Below are 25056 nucleotides of genomic sequence, written 5' to 3' on the forward strand. Positions count from 1 at the left end.
CACCGAAGACAGCGGACCCCACACCGAAGGCAGCGGACCGGATACCGAAGGCAGTGGACGGGATGCCAGCCGCGCCATACGGCATACCGGCGACACCGGGCCGACAGTCGACCGCATACACCCGACCGTGGCCCGCAACCCCGTCATCCGCGGCTTCGCCCCCGACCCCTCCCTGGTCCGGGCCGGCGACTGGTACTACGTGGCGACGAGCTCCTTCGAGTGGTTCCCGACCATCCCCATCCACCGTTCACGCGATCTGGCGCACTGGGAGTACGCGGGCCACGTCCAGGGCGCTGCCCCGGGGGGAACGCTGGCCGGCGTGCCCGACTCGGGTGGCATCTGGGCGCCGTCGCTGAGCTGGGACGGTGACCGCTTCTGGGTGGTGTATGCCGTCGTACGGTCCGTCGGCACGCCGTACTTCGACCTGGACACGTATGTCAGTACGGCGCCGGATGTGGCCGGCCCCTGGGCGGAGCCGCGTCGCGTGGCGAGCCATGGTTTCGATCCCGCGCTCTTCCACGAGGACGGCCGGCTGTGGCTGCTCAACCTGCAGAACGACCACCGGCCCGGCGGCCGGCGCTTCGCGGGGATCGTCCTGACGGAACTGGACCGGGAGACGCTCGCCCCGCGCGGGGAGACGCATCTGCTCCTCCAGCACGAACGGCTGATCGAGGGGCCGAAGGTGGTCAGGCGGGACGGCTGGTACCACCTGGTCCTCGCCGAGGGTGGAACCGGTTTCGAGCACGGCGTCCGTACGGCCCGCAGCCGCCGCCTCACCGGGCCGTACGTGCTCGCCGACCTGCCGTTGCTCACCTCCCGGGACGACCCGAAGCTGCCGTTGCAGAAGGCGGGACACGCGGAGCTGGTGGAGACGCCGGGCGGCGAGTGGTTCCTGAGCCACCTCGCGGCCCGTCCTCTCGACACCCCGCACGGCCCGCGCTGCACCCTCGGCCGTGAGACCGCGATCCAGGCGGTGACGTGGGACGCGGAGGGCAACCCCCGTCTGCGACAGGGAGGTTGGCATCCCGCGGTCGAAGTCGATGTCGATGTCGATGTCGACCGCGACCTACCGAAACGACCCCAGCCCCAGCAGCCCCAGCAGCCCCAGTCTCCTTTGGGCTGGCCCTGGAGTTCCCTGCGGGAGCCCCCCGATCCGTCCTGGGCGGACGTCACCTCCCGGCCCGGCTGGATCCGGCTCCGTGGCCGGCACGGGCCGGAGTCGCGCTGGGCGCAGAGTCTGCTGGCGCAGCGCCTCACGGAGCACCGGGCCACCGCGCAGGTCACCGTCGAGGCGAGGCCGTCGAGCTTCACGCAGGCTGCCGGGCTGATCCTGCGGTACGACGCGGAGGCGTATCTGTGTCTCGATCTGACGTGGGCGGAGCCGGAGGGCGAGCCGCAGTGCGGGCAGCAGTGGAGCGGGGGTGGGGGTGGCCGGACGGTGTTGAGTCTGCTGGAACGTGACGAGAGGGGTGCGCGGGAGGCGGCGGTCGTGGAGGTCGATGCGAGCGGGCCGCTCACGCTGGGGGTGACGGTCGAGGGGGTGGAGGCGTGTTTCTGGTACGTCCGTGACGGTGTGCGGGTGCCGGTCGGGCCGTCGCTGGACTGCGGTCGGCTCTCCGACGATCACGGGGATCGGCTCCGTTTCACCGGCACGTTGGCGGGGGTGCATGTGCGGGATCTGGTGGACGCGTCGTTCACGGCGGATTTCCGTGACTTCCGGTTGACGTGCACGCCGTGCTGAGCCGGATGTCCGCGCGGGTGGCGGGACTTGGGGGTCGCGCCATCCGGCCACTCCCGGTGTCTTCCCGTCACGTTGAGGCACACCTAGGATAGCAAGCGCTTTCTGCGAGCCGTCGGTCAGGGTCGGCTCGGAAAGGGCGGTGGTCGAACTTTCGCTGGCCCTCGGGCGGGCCGGAGAGGTGGTTCCCGATGGTCCGCACGGCGAGTGCGAGCGTGGCGGCCGGACCGACGCTGGCGGTCGTGGCCCGTGAGGCGGGAGTGTCCGTGCCGACGGCCTCCAAGGTGGTCAACGGCCGTGAGGACGTGGCTCCGGAGACCCGGCGCCGGGTCACGGAGGCGCTGGACCGGCTCGGGTATGTGCGCAGACCGCGCTTCGACGCGACGAAGCCGCCCCGGCTGGTGGATCTCGTCGTGCACTCGCTGGAGAGTTCCTGGTCGGGTGCGGTGCTGCACGGTGTGGAGGAGGCGGCGCACGACGCGGGTCTGGACGTGGTGGTCTCCGCGTCGCTCTCGCGTACCCGGGCGGATCGCCCGCAGCGCGGCTGGCTGGACAAGCTCACCACGCGGGGTTCGGCGGGGGTGCTGTTCAACCTGGCCGAGTTGACGGAGTCCCAGTACCTGTGGCTGGAGCAGCATCGCATCCCGTTCGTGTTGATCGATCCGGTGGTCGAACCGCCGCCGGGCGTGGTGTCGGTGGGTGCGGCGAACTGGCAGGGCGGGGTGACGGCGACCGAGCATCTGCTGGCCCTCGGTCATGAGCGGATCGCGGTGATCGCGGGTGCGCGCCGGAAGATGTGCAGCGACGCCCGGGTGGCGGGGTACCGTTCGGCGCTGGCCGCGGCGGGTGTGGCACACCGTCCGGAGTACGTCCGGCACGGCGGTTTCGACGAGTCGGCCGCCCGTCGGTGCATGCGTGAGCTGCTGGATCTGCCCGAACCGCCGACGGCGGTGTTCGTCTGTTCCGACCGTATGGCGCTCGGTGTGTACGAGGCGGTGGCGGAGCGGGGGTTGCGGGTTCCGCACGATGTCAGCGTGGTCGGTTTCGACGATCTCCCGGAGTCCCGCTGGTCCAGTCCGGCTCTGACCACGGTCCGTCAGCCGCTGGCGGAGATGGCGGCGACGGCCCTGCGGTTGCTGGTGCGGATGATGGACGGGGAGCGTCCGGAGGGGACGCGGACGGAGTTGTCGACGCGGTTGGTGGAGCGGGCCAGTACGGCGGCGCCCGGGCGGTGAGGCGCCGGCCCCTGTCGCCCTCCCGGACGTCGTGGCGACGCGTGGTGCACGGGCGGCCTGCCGTGCGCGGGCGACGCGCCCTGCGGAGTGAGGTCGGTATCCCTGTCGGCGGGCCCGGGGTGCTTCCTGTGGCTCACGCCCGCGTTCGTTCCCGTTCCGCCCGCGTTCGTTCCCGTTCCGCCCGCGTTCGTTCCCGTCCCGCCCGCGGTCGCGCGCTGTTGCTCTCGGGCAGCCGTGTGGCGGTGTGGACGACGACGCCGGTCGCGTCGTCGGCCTCCGGGAGACGGCCGTCGGTGCGCCGGAGGTCGGTGAGGGCGGTGTGGATCGCTTCGATGGTTCACCGCAGACACGTCACCGGGTGGCCTGTCGGTGCTCGGCTCGGGCCGCCCAGTCGATGCCGCCGCGCAGGTGGGCGAGGAAGTCCGGGTCGTGGTAGGCCTCCGCGGTGTGGCCGAGGGCGGTGTAGAAGACGCGGCCCGCTCCCTGCTCGCGGCACCAGACGAGGGGGTGGTCGGCGCCCATGCCGCCGCCTTCGTACGAGGACTCGTCGGCGGTGGCGAGGACGTGGACCCGGTGGCGGGGGTTGGTGCGGAAGTCGTACCACTCGTCGGTGAAGTCCCAGACGGGGGGCAGGTGGCGGGTGGCGGGGTGGTCGTGGTCCTCGACGACGGCCTTGCCGGGCTGGAGGGCGGGGTGGCGGGCGAAGCGGGCGCCGAGGAGCTCGCCGTAGTACGGCCAGTGGTACTCGGTGCAGGCCGCCGCGTGCACGCCGGTGAAGCCGCCGCCCGTCTCGATGTACTCGGTGAGGCGTTGGCGTCCGGCCGGGGTCAGGACGTCGCCGCTGGTGGAGAGGAAGACGACGGCCGCGTACGCGTCGAGCGGGGCTTCGAGGGCGGTGGGGTCCTCGGTGTGGTCGACGGTGTAGTCGTCCAGTGCGCGCACGGCGGTGACGGCGTCCGGGATGGAGTCGTGGCGGTAGTCGGTGGTGCGGGTGTACACGAGCAGGCGGGCGGTCATGTGTACCGACCCTATGCAGTTGGGGGTTCGAGGCCCAGGGGCGTCGGCGGGGCGAAATTTTCGGGTCTCAGCCGCCGGCGTTCGCGTCGTTGTCGGGTGCGCCGTCGCCCACCGGTGGCAGGTCGCCCCGTTCCACCGGGCCGTTGTCGGACGGGGCGGCAGGAGCGGCCGGGGCGGGTGGGAGGAGGGTGTCGAGTTCGTCGGCGGTGGGCCGGTGGACCTGGTGGGCGGCCTCGCGCAGGACGTCGCGTGGCAGGCCCTCGCCGCCGATCCGGATGAGGAACCCCTTCTTCGGCAGGACGTACTCGGTCCGCTGTCCGCCGCCGCGGTACCAGGCGTCGCCGTCGCGGGTGCAGGTCGCGCGGGTGCCGGAGGAGTCGGCGGGTGGCTGGGTGGGGCAGGTCTCGGCGGTCATCGTGCCGCGGTCGACGGTGAGGTGGAGCTGGGTGCCGTTGTCCTGCGAGACGTAGGTCGCGGAGAAGCCGTCGCCGCCGTACACGCCGACGGACTGCTGGGCGAGGGTGTAGCCGGGGGCCTCGGTGGTGTGCACCAGTTCCGGGGCGATGCCCAGTGCCCGGGCTCTGGCGTTCAGTTCGGCCGGGTCGGCGGCGCCCGCCTCCTGGGTGCCGCACGCGGCGAGGAGGGCGGGGGCCAGGAGCAGCGCCGGAAGGGCGCGTACCGTGCGGATCATCCGGCCATCCTGCCGCACAGGTGTTCCACAGACGCGTCCTTTTCGGCGGTGCGGCGCGTAGGCTCGGGCGGGATGAACACCATTCCTCCTCGACTCGATCACCTCGTCCTCGCAACTCCCGATCTGGCGGCGACGGTCGCCGAGTTCAGCCGGCGTACGGGTGTGGTCCCCGCTCCCGGTGGGGTGCATGTCGGGCTCGGCACCCGCAACCATCTGGTCGGGCTGGGCGGCTGCGCGTACCTGGAGATCATCGGCCCGGATCCGCGGCAGCCGGCGCCGGCCGGTCCGCGGCCGTTCGCCGTCGACGGGCTGGACACCGCGCGGACGATCACCTGGGCGATCAGCCCGCCGGATCTGGACGGTGCGGTGGCGGCGGCGCGGGCACGCGGCTACGACCCGGGTGAGGTGCGGGAGATGAGCCGGCGCCGGCCGGACGGGACCGTGCTGGAGTGGCGGCTGACCGACGGCGGTGATCCGCATCCGTCCGGTCTGGTCCCCTTTCTCATCGACTGGGGTTCCACGGTCCACCCGTCCGCGTCGGGTCTGCCCGTGACTCCGCTGCTGGAGGTGTCGGCGACCGCCCCGGACCCGGACGAGATCCGCCCGCTGCTGACCGCGCTCGGTACCGAGCTGACGCTCCTCGAGGGCCCGGTGGGCCTCTCGTTCACGGTGGACACGCCGAACGGGCCGGTGACGTTCGACTGACGGACCGGGCGGCTCCCGGCCGGCCTCCGGGGCGGGTGACCGGGCGCGGGGCGGGCCTCCGGTCGCGGCGCGGGCGTCCCTCCCAACGCGGGGCGCCCCCCGACACGGGGTGCCCCCCGACGCGGCGCGGGCAGCTCTCCCGATGCGGGCCGGGTGGCGTGGCGTGGCGTGTCCGATTCCTTCAAGACCGGTTGCCGGGTCGCTGCCTACGGTGGCCGTATGAGTCCACGATTCGATGCCATCGGCCTGGTCGTCTCCGACATGGCCGCCTCCGTCGCCTTCTACCGCCGGCTCGGGTTCGCGTTCCCCGAGGGCGCGGAGCGGGAGCCGCATGCCGAGGCGGAACTGCCGGGCGGGCTGCGGCTGTTGCTGGACACCGAGGAGACCGTCCGGTCCTTCCACCCCGCCTGGCGGGCGCCGTCCGGGGGCGGCCGGTCCTCGCTCGCGCTGCGCTGCGAGGGGCCGGCCGAGGTGGACGCGGTGTACGAGGAGCTGGTGGGCGCCGGGTACGACGGCGAGCTGAAGCCGTGGGACGCCTTCTGGGGGCAGCGGTACGCCGTCGTGCACGACCCCGACGGCAACGGCGTCGACCTGTTCGCGCCGCTAGCGCAGTAGTTCCGTCAGCGTCGTCCCGGTGAACTCGCGTACGTCGCGGGCGAGGTGGGCCTGGTCGGCGTAGCCGGCGCGGGCGGCCGTGGCCGCGTACGGCAGTCCTCGGCGGGCCAGTGCGAGGGCTCGTTGGAAGCGCAGGATGCGGGCCAGGGTCTTGGGGCCGTAGCCGAAGGCGGTCAGGGACCGGCGGTGCAAGCGGCGTACGCCGAGGCCGAGTTCGTCGGCGATCGCGGCGACCGGGCGGCCCGCGGCGAGGGCGGTGACCAGGTGGCGCAGGGCGGGGTCGGGTGGGGCCGCCCGTTCCAGTGCCAGTTCCTCCAGTGCCGTCGCGGGGTGCGGGGCGGCCTCGACGCGGGCGCGCAGCCGTCGTACGTCGGCGGCCGGCCACAGGTCGGTCAGGTCCACGCGGCGGTCGCGGAGTTCGTGGGCGGGTACGGCGAGGAGGGCGGGTGCGGTGCCGGGGTGGAAGCGCAGGCCGGCCCAGGGGGTGGGCGGGCCGTCGGGGCGGTGGGCGCGGGTGTCGGGGCCGGCGACCAGCAGTCTGCCCTCGTGCCACAGCAGGTCCATGCAGCCGTCGGGCAGGACGGGCCGCAGGCCCGCGCCCGTCGGGGTGTTCGTCCAGACGACCGCGCCGGCCAGCCGGGAGGGGCGTTCCTGGTACACGCGGCCAGGCTACGCCGCCCCGGTGGTGCGGTGTTCCTGCGGGCTGACGCCGTACGCGCGTGTGAAGGCGCTGGAGAGGGCGAAGGCGCTGCCGTAGCCGACCTGGCGGGCGATGGCGCCGATGGTGTGGTCGGTGTCGCGCAGCAGGTCGGCGGCGAGGGCGAGGCGCCAGCCGGTGAGGTGGGTCATCGGGGGTTCGCCCATGAGTGCGGTGAAGCGGCGGGCGAGGCCGGCCCGGGAGACGCCCGCCTTCGCGGCGAGCGAGGCCACCGTCCAGGGGTGGGCGGGGTCGTCCTGGACGAGGCGCAGGACGCGGCCCACGACCGGGTCGGCCGTCGCCCGGTACCAGGCGGGGGCCTCGGCCTCCGGGCGGGAGAACCAGGCCCGCAGGGCGGCGATGACGAGGAGGTCGAGGAGCCGGTCCAGGACGACTTCCTGGCCGGGTTCGTCGCGGCCGATCTCGTCCGTCAGCAGGGGTGTGAGGGGGCACCGCCAGAGATCGAGGTGACCGGGGCCGCGGCAGGTCGCATAGGGCGGGAGATCGAGGTGACCGGGGCCGCGGCAGGTCGCATGGGGCGGGAGATCGAGGCGGCCGGGCCGCGGCAGGTCGCGTGGGGCGGGGCGGTCGCGGTGATCGCCGCGGCGACGGGGCGGGAGCTGTCGTACCGGTCGGTGCCGACCCGTGCGTGTCGCGGGCCGGTGCCTGCCCGTGCGTGTCGCGAGCGTCTGGTGGGGTTCGGGGTGCCCGCCCGGGAGGCCGACTTCCTCGTGGAGTTGTTCGAGGAACTGCTCGACGGTCACAACGCGGCTCACGGGGGGTGTGCGGCGGGTTCCGGGGCGTGAGCCGCGTGACTTCTCGGAGTTCGTGAAGGAGGCGGCCGCGGCGGGCACCCGGGCGTGAGCGCGCGCGTTCACTTCTCGGGGGGCGGGGGCTCCTCCGCCGTGCCGTTGCCCTTCGGGGAGGTCTTGGCGTGGGTGCGCAGTCGGCCGGTGACGTCGTCGGGGGGCAGGAAGCGGGACCAGCGTTCGGGGAACTCGGAGGGCATGTCGGGGTCGTCGGGGTCGTCGTGGGCGCGGGCGGCGGCCATGCGGGCGACGTACTCGGCGGCCTCCTCCTCGCGGGCGCGTTCGTTGGCGGCGCGCGCCGCGGCCGTGGCGGCGGCCGGCCAGACCCGGTCGATCGCGGCGTTCATGGCGGCGCCGACGAGCACGGCGAACGCGGAGACGCCGATCCACAGCAGGACGGCGACGGCGGCGGCGAGGGAGCCGTAGATGGTGGCGCCCTCGATGGTGTTCTGGAGGTAGATGCGGAGCAGGAAGCTGCCGAGCACCCACATCGCGAGGGCCACCAGGGCACCGGGCACGTCCTCGATCCACGGGGAGCGTACGGGCACGGACACGTGGTACAGGGTGGTCAGGAACGCGATGGACAGGACGATCACGACGGGCCAGTACAGGACCTGGACGACCGTCGTCGACCAGGGCACGACCCGCACGACCGCGTCGGGCCCGGCGACCATCAGGGGCAGTGCGACCGACCCGATGAGCAGGGCGGCGATGAACAGCAGGAACGCCACGAGCCGGGTCTTGACGATGCCGCGGACGCCGTCGAGGCCGTACATGACGGTGATGGTGTCGATGAAGACGTTCACGGCGCGTGAGCCGGACCAGACGGCGAACAGGAAGCCTATGGAGATGACGTCGGGGCGGCCGCCCTTCATGACGTCGTCGAGGATCGGCTGGGCGATCTGTGCGACGCCCGTGTCGGACAGGACGGTGCGGGAGGCGTCGAGGAGGTTGGCCTCGAGGCTGGAGATGGTGTCGGTGCCGGTCCAGTCGTCGACGTAGCCGAGCAGGCCGATGAGGCTGAGCAGCAGCGGCGGCACGGACAGCAGGGTGAAGAACGCGGCCTCGGCGGCGAGGCCGAGGATGCGGTACTCGATGCAGGAGTTGACGGTGTCCTTGAGGAGCAGCCAGGCGGTCCTGCGTTTGGAGACGTTGCGGTAGAGGGCACGTGCGCGGTGGAGACGCCCGGTGGGGCCCTCGGGTCGCTCGGATGACTGACTTGCTGGCTGCACGCCTTAACGGTATCCGCCGTGGATGGCTGCGCTCACCTCCGGTGGGGCGCCGTCCCGGTGTGCCATCGGTGTCCGGTGGGCGTGTGGGCGGGCGTCCTCGTGTCCGGGGGTCATGACCGGCGTACCCGGGGGTACGTTCGCGGTATGGCAGGCAGTACGCACTCTGTGACCAACCAGCCCCCGCCCCTCCTCGGGTACGACGTCTACGGCGCGGACCGGGCCCTGGTGGCGGCCGTGGAGCGGCACCTCGCTCCGGAGCTGCTCGACGAGGCGCGCGGTGAGCTGTCCGCGCTGGGGCGGGCCGCGGGGTCGGCGCAACTCCACGAGTGGGCGATCCAGGCCAATGAGAACCCGCCGACGCTGCGTACGCACGACCGCTACGGCCACCGGATCGACGAGGTGGAGTTCCATCCGGCGTGGCACCGGCTGCTGGGCAAGGGTGTGGGGGCGGGTCTGACGGCGGCGTGGGCGCGGCCGGGCGGGCATGTGCGGCGGGCGGCGGGGTTCGTGGTGTGGACGCAGGTCGAGGCGGGCAACGGCTGCCCGCTGTCGATGACCCATGCGGCGGTGCCCGCGCTGCGCGCCGACGCGGGGCTGGCCGCGGAGTGGGAGCCGCGGCTGACGTCCACGATCTACGAGCGTGAGATGCGGCCCGCGAGCCGGAAGGCGGGGGCGCTGTTCGGGATGGGGATGACGGAGAAGCAGGGCGGCAGTGACGTGCGGGCGAACGCGACGTCGGCGCGGCCGCTCGCCGAGGAGGGGACGTACGAGCTGACCGGACACAAGTGGTTCTGCTCGGCGCCGATGTCGGACGCCTTCCTGGTGCTGGCGCAGGCCCCGGAGGGGCTGACGTGTTTCCTCGTGCCGCGGGTCCTGGAGGACGGCACCCGTAACGTCTTCCGGCTCCAGCGGCTGAAGGACAAGCTGGGCAACCGGTCGAACGCCTCCGCGGAGGTCGAATTCGACGGGACGTGGGCGCGCCGGGTGGGTGCGGAGGGGCGCGGGGTGAGCACCATCATCGGGATGGTCGCGGCGACCCGGCTGGACTGTGTGCTGGGCTCGGCGGGGCTGATGCGGGCGGCCGTCGCGCAGGCCGTGCACCACTGCGCGTACCGTGCGGCGTTCGGCGGGAAGCTCCTCGACAAGCCGCTGATGCGTAATGTTCTGGCCGATCTGGCGCTGGAGGCGGAGGCGGCCACGACGCTTGGGCTGCGGCTTGCGGCGGCCTACGACGACGGCGGTGAGCGGGAGCGGGCGCTGCTGCGGATCGCGGTGCCGGCCGCGAAGTACTGGGTGACCAAGCGGTGTACGCCGGTGACGGTGGAGGCGGCGGAGTGCCTGGGCGGCAACGGGTACGTGGAGGAGTCGGGGATGCCGCGGCTGGTGCGCGAGTCGCCGCTGAACTCGATCTGGGAGGGCGCGGGCAATGTGCAGGCGCTGGATGTGCTGCGGGCGTTGCGGCGGGAGCCGCAGGCGCTGAACGCCTATCTCCAGGAGGTGGGGCAGGCGCGGGGTGCCGATCACCGGCTGGACGCGGCGATCAAGGATCTGCTGACCGAGCTGGCGGATCTGGACGGTGCGGAGGCGCGGGCGCGGCGGCTGGCGGAGCGGTTCGCACTGGTGCTTCAGGGGGCGCTGCTCGTTCGGTTCGCGCCGCCGGAGGTCGCCGACGCGTTCTGTGCGTCGCGGCTGGGCGGTGACGCGGGGGCGGCGTTCGGGACGCTGCCTCCCGGTCTGGATCTCCAGGCGATCGTGGAGCGGGCGCGGCCCGTGCTGTGACCTGGGCCCGGACAGGTGCGGGGGTGGTGCTGCGCCGACACGGCACCACCCCCGCCTCAATGGCCCTGCGAGGCCAGTAACGCCGCTCGGGACGGCGTGCCACAAGTTTCAAACCGGCCGGTGGATGTTGGCCAGGGTTGCAAGGGGTTGCAACGTGTCGGACTCGGGTGTCCGGAGTGGGTCCCTCCGTCACGGGTGGACGGCAAGATGGGACCTCGAGTAAGACCGGAAACAGTCGGCGCAGGAGCTTGACACCCGGTCCTGTGCCCGTGCGCTCTCCGGGGAGGCCCCAGTGGCGAAGTCGCCGATGATCGTGCCGCAGCTCGCGGCCGTCGACGCCGCGCGGGCGGCGCGGATGCTCAGCGAGGTGCGGGAGGCCAGGCTCGCCGGGCAGCGGGCGCGCATCGCGCCGCGTCCCGTGATCGAGCAGTCCTGGGAGCGGATGCTGCGCAGTGGCGTCGATCCGGACCACGATGTCAGAGCCGGGCTGCTCAGTCAGGAGGAGGTGCGGCGGCGGCGGGAGGAGTCGCCGCTGCGGGAGGTTCTGCCGGTGCTGCGGGAGGGGCTGCTGTCGGTCGCGGACGTCGCCCACCACATCATGGTCGTCGCGGACGCGGAGGGCCGGGTGCTGTGGCGGGAGGGCTGTTCCCCGGTGCTGCGCAAGGCGGACGGGCTCGGTTTCGAACTGGGCGCGGACTGGCGGGAGGACGTCGTCGGCACCAACGGTGTGGGCACCCCGGCGGTGGTGCGCCGGCCGGTGCAGGTGTTCGCCGCCGAGCACTTCGTCCGCTCGCACGCCACGTGGACCTGTACCGGCGCACCGATCACCGATCCGCGTGACGGCCGGCTGCTCGGTGTGGTGGACGTCAGCGGGCCGCTGGAGACGATGCACCCGGCGACGCTCGCCTGGGTCGACTCGGTGGCGAAGCTCGCCGAGGCCAGGCTGCGGGAGCGGCACCTGGGGGCGCTGGAGCGGCTGCGCGCGGTGGCGTCGCCGGTGCTGGCCCGGATCGGCGGGCGGGCGGCGGCGGTGGACCGGGACGGCTGGACCGCGGCCGTGTCCGGGATGCCGTACACGAACCGGATCGCGTTGCCCAGGTCCGTCTCGGCGGGCCGTCGGTGGCTGCCGGCGCTGGGCGTGTGTTCGGTGGAGCCGCTGGCGGGGGGCTGGCTGGTGCGGGTGCTGGACGGGGCCGCGGAGCCGCGGCCGCCCGGTGCGACCCGGATCGTGCTGGATGTGACGCGGCCGCGCCGCTGGTCGGTGGCGGTCACCGGCGGGGCGGGTTCGTGGTCGCACGAACTCAGTCCGCGCCATGCCGAGTTGCTGTATCTGCTGGCGGTGCACCGGGGTGGGCGCAGCGCGGCGGCGCTGGCCGCGGACGTGTTCGGTGATCCGGGGCGGACGGTGACGGTGCGGGCCGAGATGTCGCGGGTGCGGCGGTATCTCGGGGGGCTGTTGGAGCATCGGCCTTATCGTTTCTGCGAGGAGGCGGAGGTGGAGGTGCTCCTCCCGGACGACCCCAGGGACCTCCTGCCGCACTCGTCCGCGCCCACGGTGGCGGGGGCGCGGACGACGGGTTCCGCGCCGTAGCGGCGGATTCGGTGCCGTCACAGCGGAGTCCGGGCCGCGACGGCGGATTCGGTGCCGGGACGGCGCCCTGCCGGAACGGCGGTGCTGGGACGGCGCCCCGCCGGGAAGTCGCCCCGCCGAAACGGCGGTAGGGGACGGTGCCCTGCCGAAACGGCGGTATCAGGACGGCGCCCTGCCGGGAAGTCGCCCCGTCGGCGGCCGGTTCTGTGCCATGACGGTGCATCCGGTGCGCGACGGCGGATCCGTGCCCCGGAGGGGCGGCCGCGACGGGTCATTCCGTGCCGCGACAGGCGATTCCGTGCCACGGCGGCGGATTCGGCGCCACATCGGGGATTGCGGACGTGACAGCCGGTTCCGTGCCGGGGCGGCGGATTCCCTGCCGCGAGGGCGGATTCCCTGTCGGGACTACGGATTTCGTACCGAAAGGCCCCTCGGCCGCATCCTTCGCGCGGTGAACCGCCTTACATCACGGCGTGTTCCGTACATGTGCGAGGTCTTCGTCCCGGGCGCACACCGACTGCCGTAGCATCCCCTACGGGTCACCCCACCTGCTCCTCGGTCAACGTACGGATCACACGGCGCAGTTGGCCCGCCTCGGGAGGACGAATGAAGCATCGTGGCCGACACCGTCGGCGCAGGCGGGGAAGGGCCCTGCGCGCGTTCCTGACCGGTACCGCGCTCGCGCTCACCGCCGCCGCCACCATGATCAGCGCTTCCCAGGCCACGGTCACGGACGGGCCCGGGGCCCTGAAGCCGCTCACCGCCTCCGCCGACACGGACGCGCTGCGGCTGACGGAGAGCCTGGTGCCGCGGGCCTCGCTGGACCGGCTCGCCGCGGAGATGGGCCCGCCGGTCGGGGTCGGCGCGGTACTCGGCGGCGCCGACCGCACCCTGCGCGACGCGGTCGACTGCACGGACGCGGAGCGGCGGGCGCTGCCCGTCTCCCCCACCGCCGCGCGCGCCTACTGCTGGAACACCGACGACACCGAGGGCTGGCAGTCGGGGGCGGTCACCACCTCCGGTGACGCGGACGACGACGGGCTGTGGGGCGCCCACCGGGTGATCCTCTCCGGCTGGTCGCGCAGCGCCGGTCCGGCCGCCGACCGGGGCCTGGCCCGGGTGGCCTTCGTCGACGCGGGCAACCTGAACCGCCTCACCTACACCTGGGCGCTGCTCGCCGTCCCGGTCGACGGCGGCCGCGACTACCGGGGCCTGGCCTCCCACGTCTCCGGCATGGTCTGGTACCAGGACAAGCTGCTGGTCACCGCCGACGAGGGGGAGCGGACCGCGCTGTACGTCTACGACGTGAACCGCATCCAGCGGGCCACCGTCACCGGCGAGGCGATCGGCCGGGTGCCCGGCGGCTGGTCGGCGCACGGCTACCGGTACGTGCTACCCGCCGTCGCCTCCTACCGGCTGAGCGGCGGCCCGGACGCCCCGCACCCCGGTGCCCTCTCCCTCGACCGCGGCACCGCCCCCGACAGCCTGGTCGCCGGGGAGTGGACCCTCGACGACGGCGAGCGGGGCGCCCGTCTGTGGCGGTACGCCTTCGACACGGCCCCCGGCCGCGCCGGACTCCTCGCCTCCGACGACGGCGGACGGGTCCGCGCGACCGAGGCGTACCGGACCGAGGCGACCGGAGTGCGGGGTGTGCTCGCGCACGGGTCCGCCTGGTACGTCACCCACGCGGCAGCCCCGGACGGCAGGCACGGGACACTGTGGCGGCAGGACACGGACGGGTCGCGGGCCGCGACGTGCGGCGCCGACAGCAGCCACCACTGCTGGAGCCCCCGGACCGAGTCCCTCTCCTACTGGGCGGAGACCGGCGAGGTGTGGACGCAGTCGGACCGGGTCCTGTTCTCGCTGCCGCTGGCCTCGATCGACGGATCGGCCCGGTAGCGGATCGGGAGGCGGTCGACGGATCGACCCGGCAGCGGATCGGGAGGCGATCGACAGACCGGTGCGGCAGATGATTCCCTGACCGGCATGACCAACATCCCCGTGACCACCTGGTCCCTGGAGCAGACCGCGCCGGGCGACCTCCTGCCGGCCGCCGCGCCCGAGGGTGACGTGCGGATCGTCCGCGCCGAGGTGCCCTCGCCGGAGTTCAGCCGCTTCCTGTACGCGTCCGTCGGCGGCGACATCCGCTGGATCGACCGGCTGGGCTGGACGTACGCGCGGTGGCAGGAGCACCTGGGGCGTCCGGGGGTCGAGACGTGGGTGGCGTACGACCGGGGCACGCCCGCGGGATACGTGGAGCTGGAGCCGCAGGACGACGGTGTGGTGGAGATCGTCTACTTCGGGCTGATCCCGGCCTTCCGGGGCCGTCGCATCGGCGGACACCTGCTGTCGTACGGCGCCGCCCGCGCCTGGGACCTCGCGGACCGCTGGCCGGGGTTGCCGCAGACCAAGCGGGTGTGGCTGCACACGTGCAGCAAGGACGGCGAGCACGCCATGGACAACTATCTGCGCCGGGGGTTCACGCTGTTCGACACCAAGGTCGAGGAGGAGGCCGAGGTACCCGCCCCGGGCCCCTGGCCGGGCGCATACCCCGCCTGACCTGCGCGGACAAGACACCGCGCAGCGCATGTGACCGACACCACCCTTGTCTCACACTTCGGGACAAGGGTGTCCGCATGACGGACGAAGCTGGACTGTGTCCAGATGCCCATGACACGCTTCCGTCATGTCTGGAACTGGAATTGCCTTGGTGAGTCGGCGGCACGTCGACCTCGGCCGCATGTCCAGCGCCATCTGTCCGGCGAGCTGACGCCCCCGCAGTGGCCTTCGGCCACGGGACCAGCACCGCCGACATCCCTTGAGCCAGCCTCCCCGCGCAACGAAGCGCACCACTGCCATGCGCCCGTACGCGCAGGTCAGAGCCTCCCGACCGTCACCCGACCACCACTCCTCACCGACGGCGCCGCGCGCCGGCCCCTCCCCGTCGCTGTCCCGAAGGACGTATTCACCATGGCCGCCACCCCGCAGAACCCTGCCGCCTCCGCGCCCCGCCGCAAGGTGAGTCGTCACCGCGGTGAGGGTCAGTGGGCCGTGGGTCACTTCACCCCGCTCAACGGCAACGAACAGTTCAAGAAGGACGACGACGGTCTCAATGTGCGGACACGCATTGAGACGATCTACTCCAAGCGCGGCTTCGACTCGATCGACCCCAACGACCTGCGCGGCCGGATGCGCTGGTGGGGCCTGTACACGCAGCGCAAGCCCGGGATCGACGGCGGCAAGACCGCGATCCTGGAGCCGGAGGAGCTGGACGACAAGTACTTCATGCTGCGGGTGCGCATCGACGGCGGCCGGCTGACCACCCAGCAGCTGCGGGTGATCGCGGAGATCTCGCAGGAGTTCGCGCGCGGCACCGCGGACATCACCGACCGGCAGAACGTCCAGTACCACTGGATCCGCATCGAGGACGTGCCGGAGATCTGGGACCGCCTGGAGGCGGTCGGCCTGTCCACCACCGAGGCCTGCGGCGACACCCCCCGGGTGATCCTCGGCTCCCCCGTGGCCGGCATCGCCGCGGACGAGATCATCGACGGCACCCCGGCCGTCGAGGAGATCCACCGGCGGATCATCGGCAACCCGGCCTTCTCGAACCTGCCCCGCAAGTTCAAGTCGGCGGTCAGCGGCTCGCCGCTGCTCGACGTGGCGCACGAGATCAACGACGTCGCGTTCGTCGGCGTCGACCACCCCGAGCACGGCCCCGGTTTCGACCTGTGGGTCGGCGGCGGCCTGTCCACCAACCCCAAGATCGGCGTCCGGCTCGGCGCCTGGGTCCCGCTGGACGAGGTCCCGGACGTCTACGAGGGCGTCATCTCGATCTTCCGCGACTACGGCTACCGGCGCCTGCGCACCCGCGCCCGCCTGAAGTTCCTCGTCGCCGACTGGGGCGCGGAGAAGTTCCGCCAGGTGCTGGAGGACGAGTACCTCGAGCGCAAGCTGGTCGACGGCCCCGCCCCCGCCCAGCCGGTGGCGCGCTGGCGCGACCACGTCGGGGTGCACCGGCAGAAGGACGGCCGTTTCTACGTCGGTTTCGCGCCCCGCGTCGGCCGGGTCGACGGCGCCACCCTGGCGAAGATCGCCGACCTCGCCGAGGCGCACGGCTCCGGCCGGGTGCGCACCACCGTCGAGCAGAAGATGATCGTGCTCGACGTCGAGGAGGCGCAGGTCGACTCGCTGGTGTCGGGCCTGGAGTCGCTGGACCTCACGGTCAGCCCCTCCGCCTTCCGGCGCGGCACCATGGCCTGCACCGGCATCGAGTACTGCAAGCTCGCCATCGTCGAGACCAAGCAGCGCGGCATCACCCTGATCGACGAACTCGAGCGCCGCATCCCGGAGTTCGACGAGCCGATCACCATCAACATCAACGGCTGCCCGAACGCCTGCGCCCGTATCCAGGTCGCTGACATCGGTCTCAAGGGCCAGCTCGTCCTCAACGACCAGGGCGAGCAGGTCGAGGGCTACCAGGTGCACCTGGGCGGCGCGCTCGGCCTGGACGCCGGTTTCGGCCGCAAGGTCCGTGGTCTGAAGGTGACCGCGGACGAGCTGCCGGACTACGTCGAGCGCGTCCTGAAGCGGTTCCAGGCGGAGCGCGAGGACGGCGAGCGGTTCGCCACCTGGGCGGCCCGGGCCGGCGAGGAGGCCCTGTCATGAGCGAGCGCGCCGCGCCCTTCTACTGCCCGTACTGCGGCGACGAGGACCTGCGTCCCAGCGAGGAAGGTCATGGCGCCTGGGAATGCGCGGCGTGCAACCGCGCATTCCAGCTGAAGTTCCTCGGGCTGCTCGCCCGGGGCGCTCAGCGCACCGACACGGGAGGGGACCGGATATGACGGCGGTTCGGGAAGACCGCAGCACCGAAGAGCTGAAGGCGCTCGCCGAGCAGGCCGGGCGCGACCTGGAGGACGCCTCGGCGCTGGAGATCCTCCAGTGGGCCGTGGACACCTTCGGCAAGGACTTCTGCGTGACCTCCTCCATGGAGGACGCGGTGGTCGCGCACCTGGCGTCGCGCGTGCTGAAGGGCGTCGACGTGGTGTTCCTCGACACCGGCTACCACTTCCCCGAGACCATCGGCACCCGGGACGCGGTCGAGGCCGTGATGGACGTCAACGTCATCACCCTCACCCCGCGCCAGACGGTCGCGGAGCAGGACGCCGAGTACGGGCCCAGGCTGCACGACCGCGACCCGGACCTGTGCTGCAAGCTGCGCAAGGTGCGGCCGCTGGAGGAGGGCCTCGAGGGCTATTGGGCGTGGGCGACCGGGCTGCGCCGCGACGAGTCCCCGACCCGGGCGAACACCCCGGTCGTCGGCTGGGACGAGAAGCGGCAGAAGGTCAAGATCTCCCCGATCGCCCGCTGGACCCAGGACGACGTCGACGCGTACGTCGCCGAGCACGGCGTGCTGACCAACCCCCTGCTGATGGACGGCTACGCCTCCGTCGGCTGCGCCCCCTGCACCCGCCGGGTCCTGGAGGGCGAGGACGCGCGCGCCGGCCGCTGGGCGGGCCGGGCGAAGACCGAGTGCGGGCTGCACGGATGACCGGGACCACCGCCGCTCACACGACGCCCACAGCCGCGGCTGCTACTGCTGTAACCGATGCGACCACTGCGACCCAGGAGAATCACGTGACGACCGGAGCCACCGTCTGGCTCACGGGTCTGCCGAGTGCCGGCAAGACCACCATCGCGTACGAGCTGGCCGGCCGGCTGCGCGAGGAGGGCCACCTCGTGGAGGTGCTCGACGGCGACGAGATCCGCGAGTTCATCTCGGCGGGCCTCGGCTTCACCCGCGAGGACCGGCACACCAACGTGCAGCGCATCGGCTTCCTCGCCGACCTGCTCGCCCGCAACGGCGTCAAGGCGCTGGTGCCGGTGATCGCGCCGTACGCCGACAGCCGTGACGCGGTGCGCAAGCGGCACGAGGCGAGCGGGACGGCGTACCTGGAGGTGCACGTGGCGACCCCGGTCGAGGTGTGCAGCGAGCGGGACGTCAAGGGCCTGTACGCCAAGCAGGCGGCGGGCGAGCTGACCGGACTCACCGGCGTCGACGACCCGTACGAGGTGCCCGCGTCGCCGGATCTGCGGATCGAGTCCCAGAACCAGACCGTGCAGGAGTCCGCGGCGTCGGTGTACGCCCTGCTCAGCGAAAGGGGACTGGTGTGACGACCGTCGCCAAGGCCGAGGAGGGCACGGCCAGCCCGTACGCCCTCAGCCACCTCGACTCCCTGGAGTCGGAGGCGGTGCACATCTTCCGCGAGGTGGCGGGCGAGTTCGAGAACCCGGTGATCCTGTTCTCCGGCGGCAAGGACTCGATCGTCATGCTGCACCTGGCGCTGAAGGCGTTCACGCCGGCGCCGGTGCCGTTCTCGCTGCTGCACGTGGACACCGGGCACAACTTCCCCGAGGTCATCGAGTACCGCGACCGCACGGTGGCGCAGCACCACCTGCGGCTGCACGTCGCCTCGGTGCAGGACTACATCGACCGGGGTGTGCTGAAGGAGCGTCCGGACGGGACCCGCAACCCGCTGCAGACCCTGCCGCTGACGGAGAAGATCCAGTCGGAGAAGTTCGACGCGGTCTTCGGCGGCGGGCGCCGCGACGAGGAGAAGGCCCGGGCGAAGGAGCGGGTGTTCTCGCTGCGGGACGAGTTCTCCCAGTGGGACCCGCGCCGTCAGCGCCCGGAGCTGTGGAACCTGTACAACGGGCGGCACGCCCCCGGCGAGCACGTCCGGGTGTTCCCGCTGTCCAACTGGACCGAGCTGGACGTCTGGCAGTACATCGCCCGCGAGGGCATCGAACTGCCGGAGATCTACTTCGCGCACGAGCGGGAGGTCTTCCAGCGGGCAGGGATGTGGCTGACCGCCGGCGAGTGGGGCGGGCCCAAGGAGAGCGAGACCGTCGAGAAGCGGCTCGTCCGCTACCGGACCGTCGGTGACATGTCCTGCACGGGTGCCGTCGACTCCGACGCGGTGACGCTGGAACAGGTCATCGCCGAGATCGCCGCGTCCCGGCTGACCGAGCGCGGTGCCACCCGCGCCGACGACAAGCTGTCCGAGGCCGCGATGGAAGACCGCAAGCGCGAGGGGTACTTCTAAGCATGAGCACCATCACGACCGAGGAACTCTCGGCCACGACCCTGCTGCGGTTCGCCACCGCCGGCTCCGTCGACGACGGCAAGTCCACGCTCGTCGGACGGCTGCTGCACGACTCCAAGTCGATCCTCACCGACCAGCTGGAGGCCGTGGAGCGCGCCTCGGCGAGCCGCGGTGCGGAGGGCCCGGACCTCGCGCTGCTCACGGACGGCCTGCGCGCCGAGCGCGAGCAGGGCATCACCATCGACGTGGCCTACCGCTACTTCGCCACGGCCCGGCGCCGGTTCATCCTCGCCGACACGCCCGGCCACGTGCAGTACACCCGCAACATGGTGACGGGTGCCTCCACGGCCGAGCTGACGGTGATCCTGGTCGACGCCCGCAACGGCGTCGTCGAGCAGACCCGCCGGCACGCGGCGATCGCCGCCCTGCTGCGCGTCCCGCACGTCGTGCTCGCGGTGAACAAGATGGACCTGGTCGACCACCAGGAGTCCGTGTTCGCGGCGATCGCCGAGGAGTTCACGGCGTACGCCCTCGAGCTGGGCGTCCCGGAGGTCACCGCGATCCCGATCTCGGCGCTCGCCGGGGACAACGTGGTGGAGCCGTCGGCGAACATGGACTGGTACGGCGGGCCGACCGTCCTGGAGCACCTGGAGACGGTCCCGGTCACCCACGACCTGAGCCACTGCCACGCCCGGCTGCCCGTGCAGTACGTGATCCGGCCGCAGACCGCCGAGCACCCCGACTACCGGGGTTACGCGGGCCAGATCGCGGCCGGTTCCTTCCGGGTCGGCGAGAGCGTGACCGTGCTGCCGTCCGGCCGGGCCACGAAGATCTCCGGCATCGACCTGCTGGGCAAGCCCGTCGACGTCGCCTGGACCACGCAGTCGGTGACCGTCCTGCTGGAGGACGACATCGACATCTCGCGCGGCGACCTGATCGTGCCCAGCAAGGACGCGCCGCCGACCACGCAGGACATCGAGGCGACCGTCTGCCACGTCGCCGACGCCCCGCTGACCGTGGGTCACCGGGTGCTGCTCAAGCACGGCACCCGCACGGTCAAGGCGATCGTCAAGGACATCCCGTCCCGCCTCACGCTCGACGACCTGTCCCTGCACCCGCACCCGGGACAGCTGGTCGCCAACGACATCGGCCGGGTGAAGATCCGCACCGCCGAGCCGCTGCCGGTCGACTCCTACGCCGACTCGCGCCGCACCGGCTCGTTCATCCTGATCGACCCGAACGACGGCACCACCCTGACCGCCGGCATGGTCGGCGAGTCGTTCGCCTCGCCGGAGCCCGTCAAGGACGAGGCCGGCGACGACGGGTGGGACTTCTGACGTGAACTCCACCGACTACTACTCCACGTTCGCCAAGGAGGGCGGCCGCGTCGGCAGCGGCGCCCTCGGCAGCGGGCAGGGCGGAGTGCCGCGATGTGTGTGCTGACGTACGCGCACCGCATGCGCGCCCTCCGCAAGAGACGAAGACCTGCCGACCTCCCGGCCACGACCCGGTAAGGGCGTGAGAGCCGGGCCACCGAGAGGAACACCTCCCGTGCCTGTCACACCCGCCCTCCGCCGCACCCTCGCGGTCATGGCCGCGCTGCCCCTGCTCGCCCTCACCGCCTGCGGTTACGGCTCCCAGGCCGTGGGAAACACCGAGCAGGCCGTCACCGGGGCGGCCAAGGTCGACGGCCTGGACTCCGTGAGGATCGGCTACTTCGGCAACCTGACCCACGCCACGGCGCTGGTCGGCCGGCACGAGGGGTTGTTCCAGAAGGAGTTGGGCGGCACGAAGGCGGAGTACGCCACGTTCAGCGCCGGTCCCTCGGAGATCGAGGCACTGAACTCGGGCTCCATCGACATCGGCTGGATCGGCCCCTCCCCCGCCATCAACGGCTACGTCAAGGCGGGCGGCAAGAACCTGCGCATCATCTCCGGTTCGGCCTCCGGCGGCGTGAAGCTCGTCGTGAACCCGGAGAAGATCACGTCCCTGAAGGACGTCAAGGGCAAGAGGATCGCCACCCCGCAGCTCGGCAACACCCAGGACGTGGCGTTCCTCAACTGGATCGCCGAGCAGGGCTGGAAGGTCGACGCGCAGAGCGGCAAGGGCGACGTCTCCGTGGTCCGCTCCGACAACAAGGTCACCCCGGACCTCTACCGGTCCGGCTCCGTCGACGGCGCGTGGGTACCGGAGCCGACCGCGTCGAAGCTGGTCGCCGAGGGCGCGAAGGTGCTGCTGGACGAGGCCGACCTGTGGCCGGACAAGAAGTTCGTGATCACGAACGTCATCGTGTCGCAGAGCTTCCTGAAGCAGCACCCGAAGGCCGTCGAAGCGGTGCTGAAGGCCTCCGTCGGGGCCAACAAGTGGATCAACGCCAATCCGGAGAAGGCGAAGGCCGCGGCGAACGCGCAGCTGAAGGCGGACACCGGCAAGGAGCTGCCGGCCGACGTCATCGACCCGGCGTGGCCGTCCATCCGGTTCACCGACGATCCGCTGGCGGCCACGCTCGACACCCAGGCCCGGCACGCGGTCAGGGCCGGGCTGCTGCAGAAGCCGGATCTGGCCGGCATCTACGACCTGACCCCGCTGAACAAGGTCCTCGAGGCCGAGGGCGAACCCGAGGTCGACGACGCCGGTCTCGGCGTGACGTCGTGACGGACGTCGTGAAGCACAGCACGGACCCGATGAGTTCACAGGAGGTGACGACCATGGCAACCGCCCTCGCCAAGGCCGCCGACACGGATGTGTCCGTGGGGCACGCCGCGCGCATCGACCACGTCTCGAAGTCCTTCGCCGGCCCGGCCGGACAGCAGCTCGTCCTCGACGACATCTCGCTCGATGTCGCGCCCGGCGAGTTCGTCACCCTCCTCGGGGCCTCCGGCTGCGGCAAGTCGACGCTGCTGAACCTGGTGGCCGGGCTGGACAGGCCCACGGCGGGCGGCATCACGACCGACGGCCGCCCGGCGCTGATGTTCCAGGAGCACGCCCTCTTCCCGTGGCTGACCGCGGGCAAGAACATCGAACTCGCCCTGAGGCTCAGGGGGGTTCCCAAGTCCGAGCGGCGCGGCCGGGCCGAGGAGCTGCTCGAACTCGTCCGGCTGAAGGGCGCCTACGGCAAGCGGGTGCACGAGCTGTCCGGCGGTATGCGGCAGCGTGTCGCCATGGCCCGGGCGCTCGCGCAGGAGAGCAGGCTCCTGCTGATGGACGAGCCGTTCGCCGCGCTGGACGCCATCACCCGGGACGTCCTCCACGACGAGCTGACCCGGATCTGGAGCACGGCGAACACCGGCGGCTCCGCCGCGGGCCCGCTGTCGGTCATCTTCGTCACGCACAACGTGCGCGAGGCGGTCCGGCTCGCGCAGCGCGTGGTGCTGCTGTCCTCGCGCCCGGGACGCATCGCGCGCGAGTGGACGGTCGGCATCCCGCAGCCGCGCCGCATCGAGGACGCCGCCGTGGCGGAGCTGTCCCGGGAGATCACCGAAGAACTGCGTGGGGAGATCCGCCGTCATGGCCAGCACTGAGACGACCGCCAAGGACGGCAACGACCTCGCCGGACTCGAAGCGGGCCTGGACGCCCTGGAGACGGTCCAGACGGGCCGTACGCCCTTCCGCAAGACCCTGACCCAGAAGATCCTGCCGCCGGTCGTCGCCGTCCTGCTGGTGCTGGCGGTCTGGCAGCTGCTGGTGTCGTCCGGGGTCGCCGACGACCCGAGCAAGCTGCCCTCGCCGTCCGACGTGTGGGGGGAGCTGCGGGAGGCCTGGCTGCAGGGCACGCTCCACGAGTACGTCTGGACCAGCGTCTCGCGCGGCCTGCTCGGCTTCCTGATGGCGCTGGCGATCGGTACGCCGCTGGGTCTGCTGGTGGCGCGGGTGAGGTTCGTACGCGCGGCGATCGGGCCGATCCTGTCCGGCCTGCAGTCGCTGCCGTCGGTGGCGTGGGTGCCGCCGGCGGTGATCTGGCTGGGCCTGAACAACCAGATGATGTACGCGGTGATCCTGCTCGGCGCGGTCCCGTCGATCGCCAACGGCCTGGTGTCCGGCGTCGACCAAGTGCCGCCGCTGTTCCTGCGCGCGGGCCGCACCCTGGGCGCGACGGGCCTGAGGGGCACCTGGCACATCCTCATGCCGGCCGCGCTGCCCGGCTATCTGGCCGGTCTGAAGCAGGGCTGGGCCTTCTCCTGGCGCTCGCTGATGGCGGCGGAGATCATCGCGTCCTCCCCCGACCTGGGCGTGGGCCTGGGCCAGCTGCTGGAGAACGGCCGCAACAACAGCTCCATGGCCATGGTCTTCTTCGCGATCCTGCTCATCCTGATCGTCGGTATCGCCATCGACCTGCTGATCTTCAGTCCGCTGGAGCGGTGGGTGCTGCGCAGCCGCGGTCTGCTGCCGAGGAGCTGAGGCACGTCATGCGCGACCCGGTTCTGCTCGTCGTCGCCCACGGCAGCCGCGATCCGCGGCACGCGGCGACCGTCCACGCCCTCGTGCGGCGGGTGCGGTCGCTGCGGCCCGGGCTGCGCGTGGAGACCGGCTTCCTGGACTTCAACGTGCCGTCCGTGCAGGCGGTGCTGGAGTCGCTGGCGGCGGAGGGCGTCCGCGACGTGGTCGCCCTGCCGCTGCTGCTCACCCGCGCGTTCCACGCGAAGGCGGACATCCCGGCGGTCCTGCGGGACGCGCCGCCACGGCTGCGCATCCGTCAGGCGGAGGTGCTGGGCCCGTCGCCGCTGCTGCTGTCCGCCCTCGAACGGCGGTTGTCCGAGGCGGGGCTGACGCCCGCCGACAGGTCCTCGACCGGGGTCGTGCTGGCCTCGGCGGGGTCCACCGACCCGGAGGCGATCGCGGTGATCGCCGACATCGCGCGGGAGTGGTGGCACACCGGTTGGTGCGCCGTGCGACCCGCGTTCGCCTCCGCCTCCCTCCCGCGCACCGAGGACGCGGTGCGCGAACTGCGGGAGCTGGGCTGCTCGACGGTGGCGGTCGCGCCGTACGTCCTGGCCCCCGGCTTCCTCCCGGACCGAATCGCCCGGGGCGCGGCCGGCGCGGACGTGCTGGCCGAGGTGCTGGGGCCGGCGCCGGAGGTGGCGCGGGTGCTGCTGGAGCGGTACGACGCGGCACGGGCACCCCGGCTGGCGGCGGTCGGGGCCTGAGGCGCCGGCCGGCGGATCACAGACCGCCGGCCTCCCACAGACGCCACCCCGCCACCCCCTCCGTCCGTCGCGGGCCACCGCCCGGCCGCCGGGCCGAGCAGGTGTTTCAAGGTCTCCCCAAGGTCCCTCGCAGACCGGCCGAGCAGAGTGGCTCCCGCCGCTCCGGAGATCTCGTGACGGTACGAGGTCGCGCCGGAGCCGCTCATGACCGGAAACCGGATCGAGGGAGGCCACATGTTCCATCGGGTGAGCGACAGTTGCAGGAACGCGGCACGGGCCGCCGGCGTCGTCGCCGCGGGCGCCGCGCTGATGGTGGGCGTCACGGGTGGTACGGCGAACGCGGCCACCGGCTGGACTGCCCAGTACACGTCCGCGGACGTGGTCGGTGCCCACGCCTGGGGCACGATCGAGGAGGGTGAGCGGTACATCCTCAACGTCAACATCAAGGACACCAAGTCGGACAGCCACGGCGCGCGCGTGCGCGTCCGCACCACGTACACCGACGGCGGGGTCCGGGAGGAGAACCTGAGCGCGTCGGGCCTGAACGTCGTGCGGAGCACGACCTGGAACTACGCCGCGAACGCCTACAAGTTCGAGGTCAAGGAATGCCTCACTGAGGCCGGCGTCGACTACCAGTGCGGCGGCTGGTCGACCTTCTACCAGAGCTGACCGGGGCCGTTGCGAGAAAGGCAGGTAC

At 72.3% G+C, this 25056-nt stretch carries 25 protein-coding genes; 20 read left to right on the top strand and 5 right to left on the bottom strand.

Annotation, left to right across the window (positions count from 1 at the left end):
* Positions 1-127 precede the first annotated feature (127 nt).
* A complete protein-coding gene (locus tag ACF1A1_RS26915) occupies positions 128-1741 on the top strand; it encodes a family 43 glycosylhydrolase (protein WP_392003440.1) in 1614 nt (537 codons plus the stop codon).
* A 188-nt stretch (positions 1742-1929) separates the two neighbouring features.
* Positions 1930-2973 carry a LacI family DNA-binding transcriptional regulator gene (locus tag ACF1A1_RS26920; RefSeq protein WP_392003441.1) on the top strand — a complete coding sequence of 348 codons (1044 nt, stop codon included), beginning with the start codon at positions 1930-1932 and terminating at the stop codon, positions 2971-2973.
* A gap of 351 nt (positions 2974-3324) precedes the next feature.
* On the opposite strand, the gene ACF1A1_RS26925 is transcribed toward ACF1A1_RS26920, so the two are convergent.
* Positions 3325-3990 carry a ThuA domain-containing protein gene (locus tag ACF1A1_RS26925; RefSeq protein ID WP_392003442.1) on the bottom strand — a complete coding sequence of 222 codons (666 nt, stop codon included), beginning with the start codon at positions 3988-3990 and terminating at the stop codon, positions 3325-3327.
* Positions 3991-4057: 67 nt separating this feature from the next.
* Entirely contained in the window at positions 4058-4681 is a 624-nt protein-coding gene (locus ACF1A1_RS26930) for a hypothetical protein (RefSeq protein ID WP_392003443.1), read from the bottom strand.
* A gap of 72 nt (positions 4682-4753) precedes the next feature.
* Here ACF1A1_RS26930 and ACF1A1_RS26935 point away from each other — a divergent pair, with 72 nt between their 5' ends.
* Together ACF1A1_RS26935 and ACF1A1_RS26940 are read left to right on the top strand one after the other, a co-directional pair.
* A complete protein-coding gene (locus tag ACF1A1_RS26935) occupies positions 4754-5386 on the top strand; it encodes a VOC family protein (protein ID WP_392003445.1) in 633 nt (210 codons plus the stop codon).
* Positions 5387-5605: 219 nt separating this feature from the next.
* A complete protein-coding gene (locus tag ACF1A1_RS26940) occupies positions 5606-6001 on the top strand; it encodes a VOC family protein (protein ID WP_392003446.1) in 396 nt (131 codons plus the stop codon).
* Here the strand turns inward: ACF1A1_RS26940 and ACF1A1_RS26945 are convergent.
* From ACF1A1_RS26945 to ACF1A1_RS26955, 3 genes are all read right to left on the bottom strand, one after another.
* On the bottom strand, positions 5990-6661 hold the full coding sequence (locus tag ACF1A1_RS26945; protein WP_392003448.1) for a helix-turn-helix domain-containing protein: 672 nt from the start codon (positions 6659-6661) through the stop codon (positions 5990-5992). The two genes, ACF1A1_RS26940 and ACF1A1_RS26945, sit on opposite strands and share 12 nt — an antisense overlap.
* A 9-nt stretch (positions 6662-6670) precedes the next feature.
* Complete coding sequence (locus ACF1A1_RS26950) at positions 6671-7474, bottom strand: helix-turn-helix transcriptional regulator (RefSeq protein WP_392003450.1); 804 nt, start codon at positions 7472-7474, stop codon at positions 6671-6673.
* A gap of 98 nt (positions 7475-7572) precedes the next feature.
* Entirely contained in the window at positions 7573-8739 is a 1167-nt protein-coding gene (locus ACF1A1_RS26955; protein ID WP_392003451.1) for a YihY/virulence factor BrkB family protein, read from the bottom strand.
* A gap of 144 nt (positions 8740-8883) precedes the next feature.
* On the opposite strand from ACF1A1_RS26955, the gene ACF1A1_RS26960 reads away from it, so the two are divergent.
* The 16 genes from ACF1A1_RS26960 (at position 8884) to ACF1A1_RS27035 (ending at position 25028) form a co-directional block, all read left to right on the top strand.
* On the top strand, positions 8884-10518 hold the full coding sequence (locus ACF1A1_RS26960; RefSeq protein ID WP_392003452.1) for an acyl-CoA dehydrogenase family protein: 1635 nt from the start codon (positions 8884-8886) through the stop codon (positions 10516-10518).
* A gap of 307 nt (positions 10519-10825) precedes the next feature.
* Positions 10826-12109, top strand: a complete 1284-nt coding sequence (locus tag ACF1A1_RS26965) for a GAF domain-containing protein (RefSeq protein WP_392003754.1) — start codon at positions 10826-10828, stop codon at positions 12107-12109.
* A gap of 606 nt (positions 12110-12715) precedes the next feature.
* Entirely contained in the window at positions 12716-14008 is a 1293-nt protein-coding gene (locus ACF1A1_RS26970) for a hypothetical protein (protein WP_392003453.1), read from the top strand.
* A gap of 87 nt (positions 14009-14095) precedes the next feature.
* Positions 14096-14668, top strand: a complete 573-nt coding sequence (locus ACF1A1_RS26975) for a GNAT family N-acetyltransferase (protein ID WP_392003454.1) — start codon at positions 14096-14098, stop codon at positions 14666-14668.
* Between the two features lie 127 nt (positions 14669-14795).
* On the top strand, positions 14796-14879 hold the full coding sequence (locus ACF1A1_RS26980) for a putative leader peptide (protein WP_309486338.1): 84 nt from the start codon (positions 14796-14798) through the stop codon (positions 14877-14879).
* A gap of 200 nt (positions 14880-15079) precedes the next feature.
* Positions 15080-16777 carry a nitrite/sulfite reductase gene (locus ACF1A1_RS26985; protein WP_392003455.1) on the top strand — a complete coding sequence of 566 codons (1698 nt, stop codon included), beginning with the start codon at positions 15080-15082 and terminating at the stop codon, positions 16775-16777.
* On the top strand, positions 16774-16953 hold the full coding sequence (locus tag ACF1A1_RS26990) for a hypothetical protein (protein ID WP_392003456.1): 180 nt from the start codon (positions 16774-16776) through the stop codon (positions 16951-16953). The genes ACF1A1_RS26985 and ACF1A1_RS26990 overlap by 4 nt, the downstream gene beginning before the upstream one ends.
* Positions 16950-17660: a phosphoadenylyl-sulfate reductase gene (locus ACF1A1_RS26995; protein ID WP_392003457.1), complete on the top strand. Its 711-nt coding sequence runs from the start codon at positions 16950-16952 to the stop codon at positions 17658-17660. Before ACF1A1_RS26990 ends, ACF1A1_RS26995 begins: the two co-directional genes overlap by 4 nt.
* On the top strand, positions 17657-18283 hold the full coding sequence (gene cysC, locus ACF1A1_RS27000; protein ID WP_392003459.1) for an adenylyl-sulfate kinase: 627 nt from the start codon (positions 17657-17659) through the stop codon (positions 18281-18283). The genes ACF1A1_RS26995 and cysC overlap by 4 nt, the downstream gene beginning before the upstream one ends.
* A complete protein-coding gene (gene cysD, locus ACF1A1_RS27005; RefSeq protein WP_392003460.1) occupies positions 18280-19215 on the top strand; it encodes a sulfate adenylyltransferase subunit CysD in 936 nt (311 codons plus the stop codon). Before cysC ends, cysD begins: the two co-directional genes overlap by 4 nt.
* A gap of 2 nt (positions 19216-19217) precedes the next feature.
* Complete coding sequence (locus tag ACF1A1_RS27010; protein ID WP_392003462.1) at positions 19218-20552, top strand: sulfate adenylyltransferase subunit 1; 1335 nt, start codon at positions 19218-19220, stop codon at positions 20550-20552.
* Between the two features lie 214 nt (positions 20553-20766).
* Complete coding sequence (locus tag ACF1A1_RS27015; RefSeq protein ID WP_392003464.1) at positions 20767-21870, top strand: aliphatic sulfonate ABC transporter substrate-binding protein; 1104 nt, start codon at positions 20767-20769, stop codon at positions 21868-21870.
* A gap of 53 nt (positions 21871-21923) precedes the next feature.
* Entirely contained in the window at positions 21924-22736 is an 813-nt protein-coding gene (locus tag ACF1A1_RS27020) for an ABC transporter ATP-binding protein (protein WP_392003466.1), read from the top strand.
* Positions 22723-23613 (top strand): ABC transporter permease, encoded by an 891-nt coding sequence (locus ACF1A1_RS27025; RefSeq protein ID WP_392003468.1) that lies wholly within the window; start codon positions 22723-22725, stop codon positions 23611-23613. The genes ACF1A1_RS27020 and ACF1A1_RS27025 overlap by 14 nt, the downstream gene beginning before the upstream one ends.
* 8 nt (positions 23614-23621) lie before the next feature.
* On the top strand, positions 23622-24359 hold the full coding sequence (locus tag ACF1A1_RS27030; protein ID WP_392003469.1) for a sirohydrochlorin chelatase: 738 nt from the start codon (positions 23622-23624) through the stop codon (positions 24357-24359).
* 234 nt (positions 24360-24593) lie between these two features.
* Entirely contained in the window at positions 24594-25028 is a 435-nt protein-coding gene (locus ACF1A1_RS27035; RefSeq protein WP_392003471.1) for a hypothetical protein, read from the top strand.
* Positions 25029-25056 lie beyond the last annotated feature (28 nt).

The sequence above is a fragment of the Streptomyces sp. NPDC014995 genome, assembly GCF_043080745.1.
Lineage (GTDB): Bacteria > Actinomycetota > Actinomycetes > Streptomycetales > Streptomycetaceae > Streptomyces.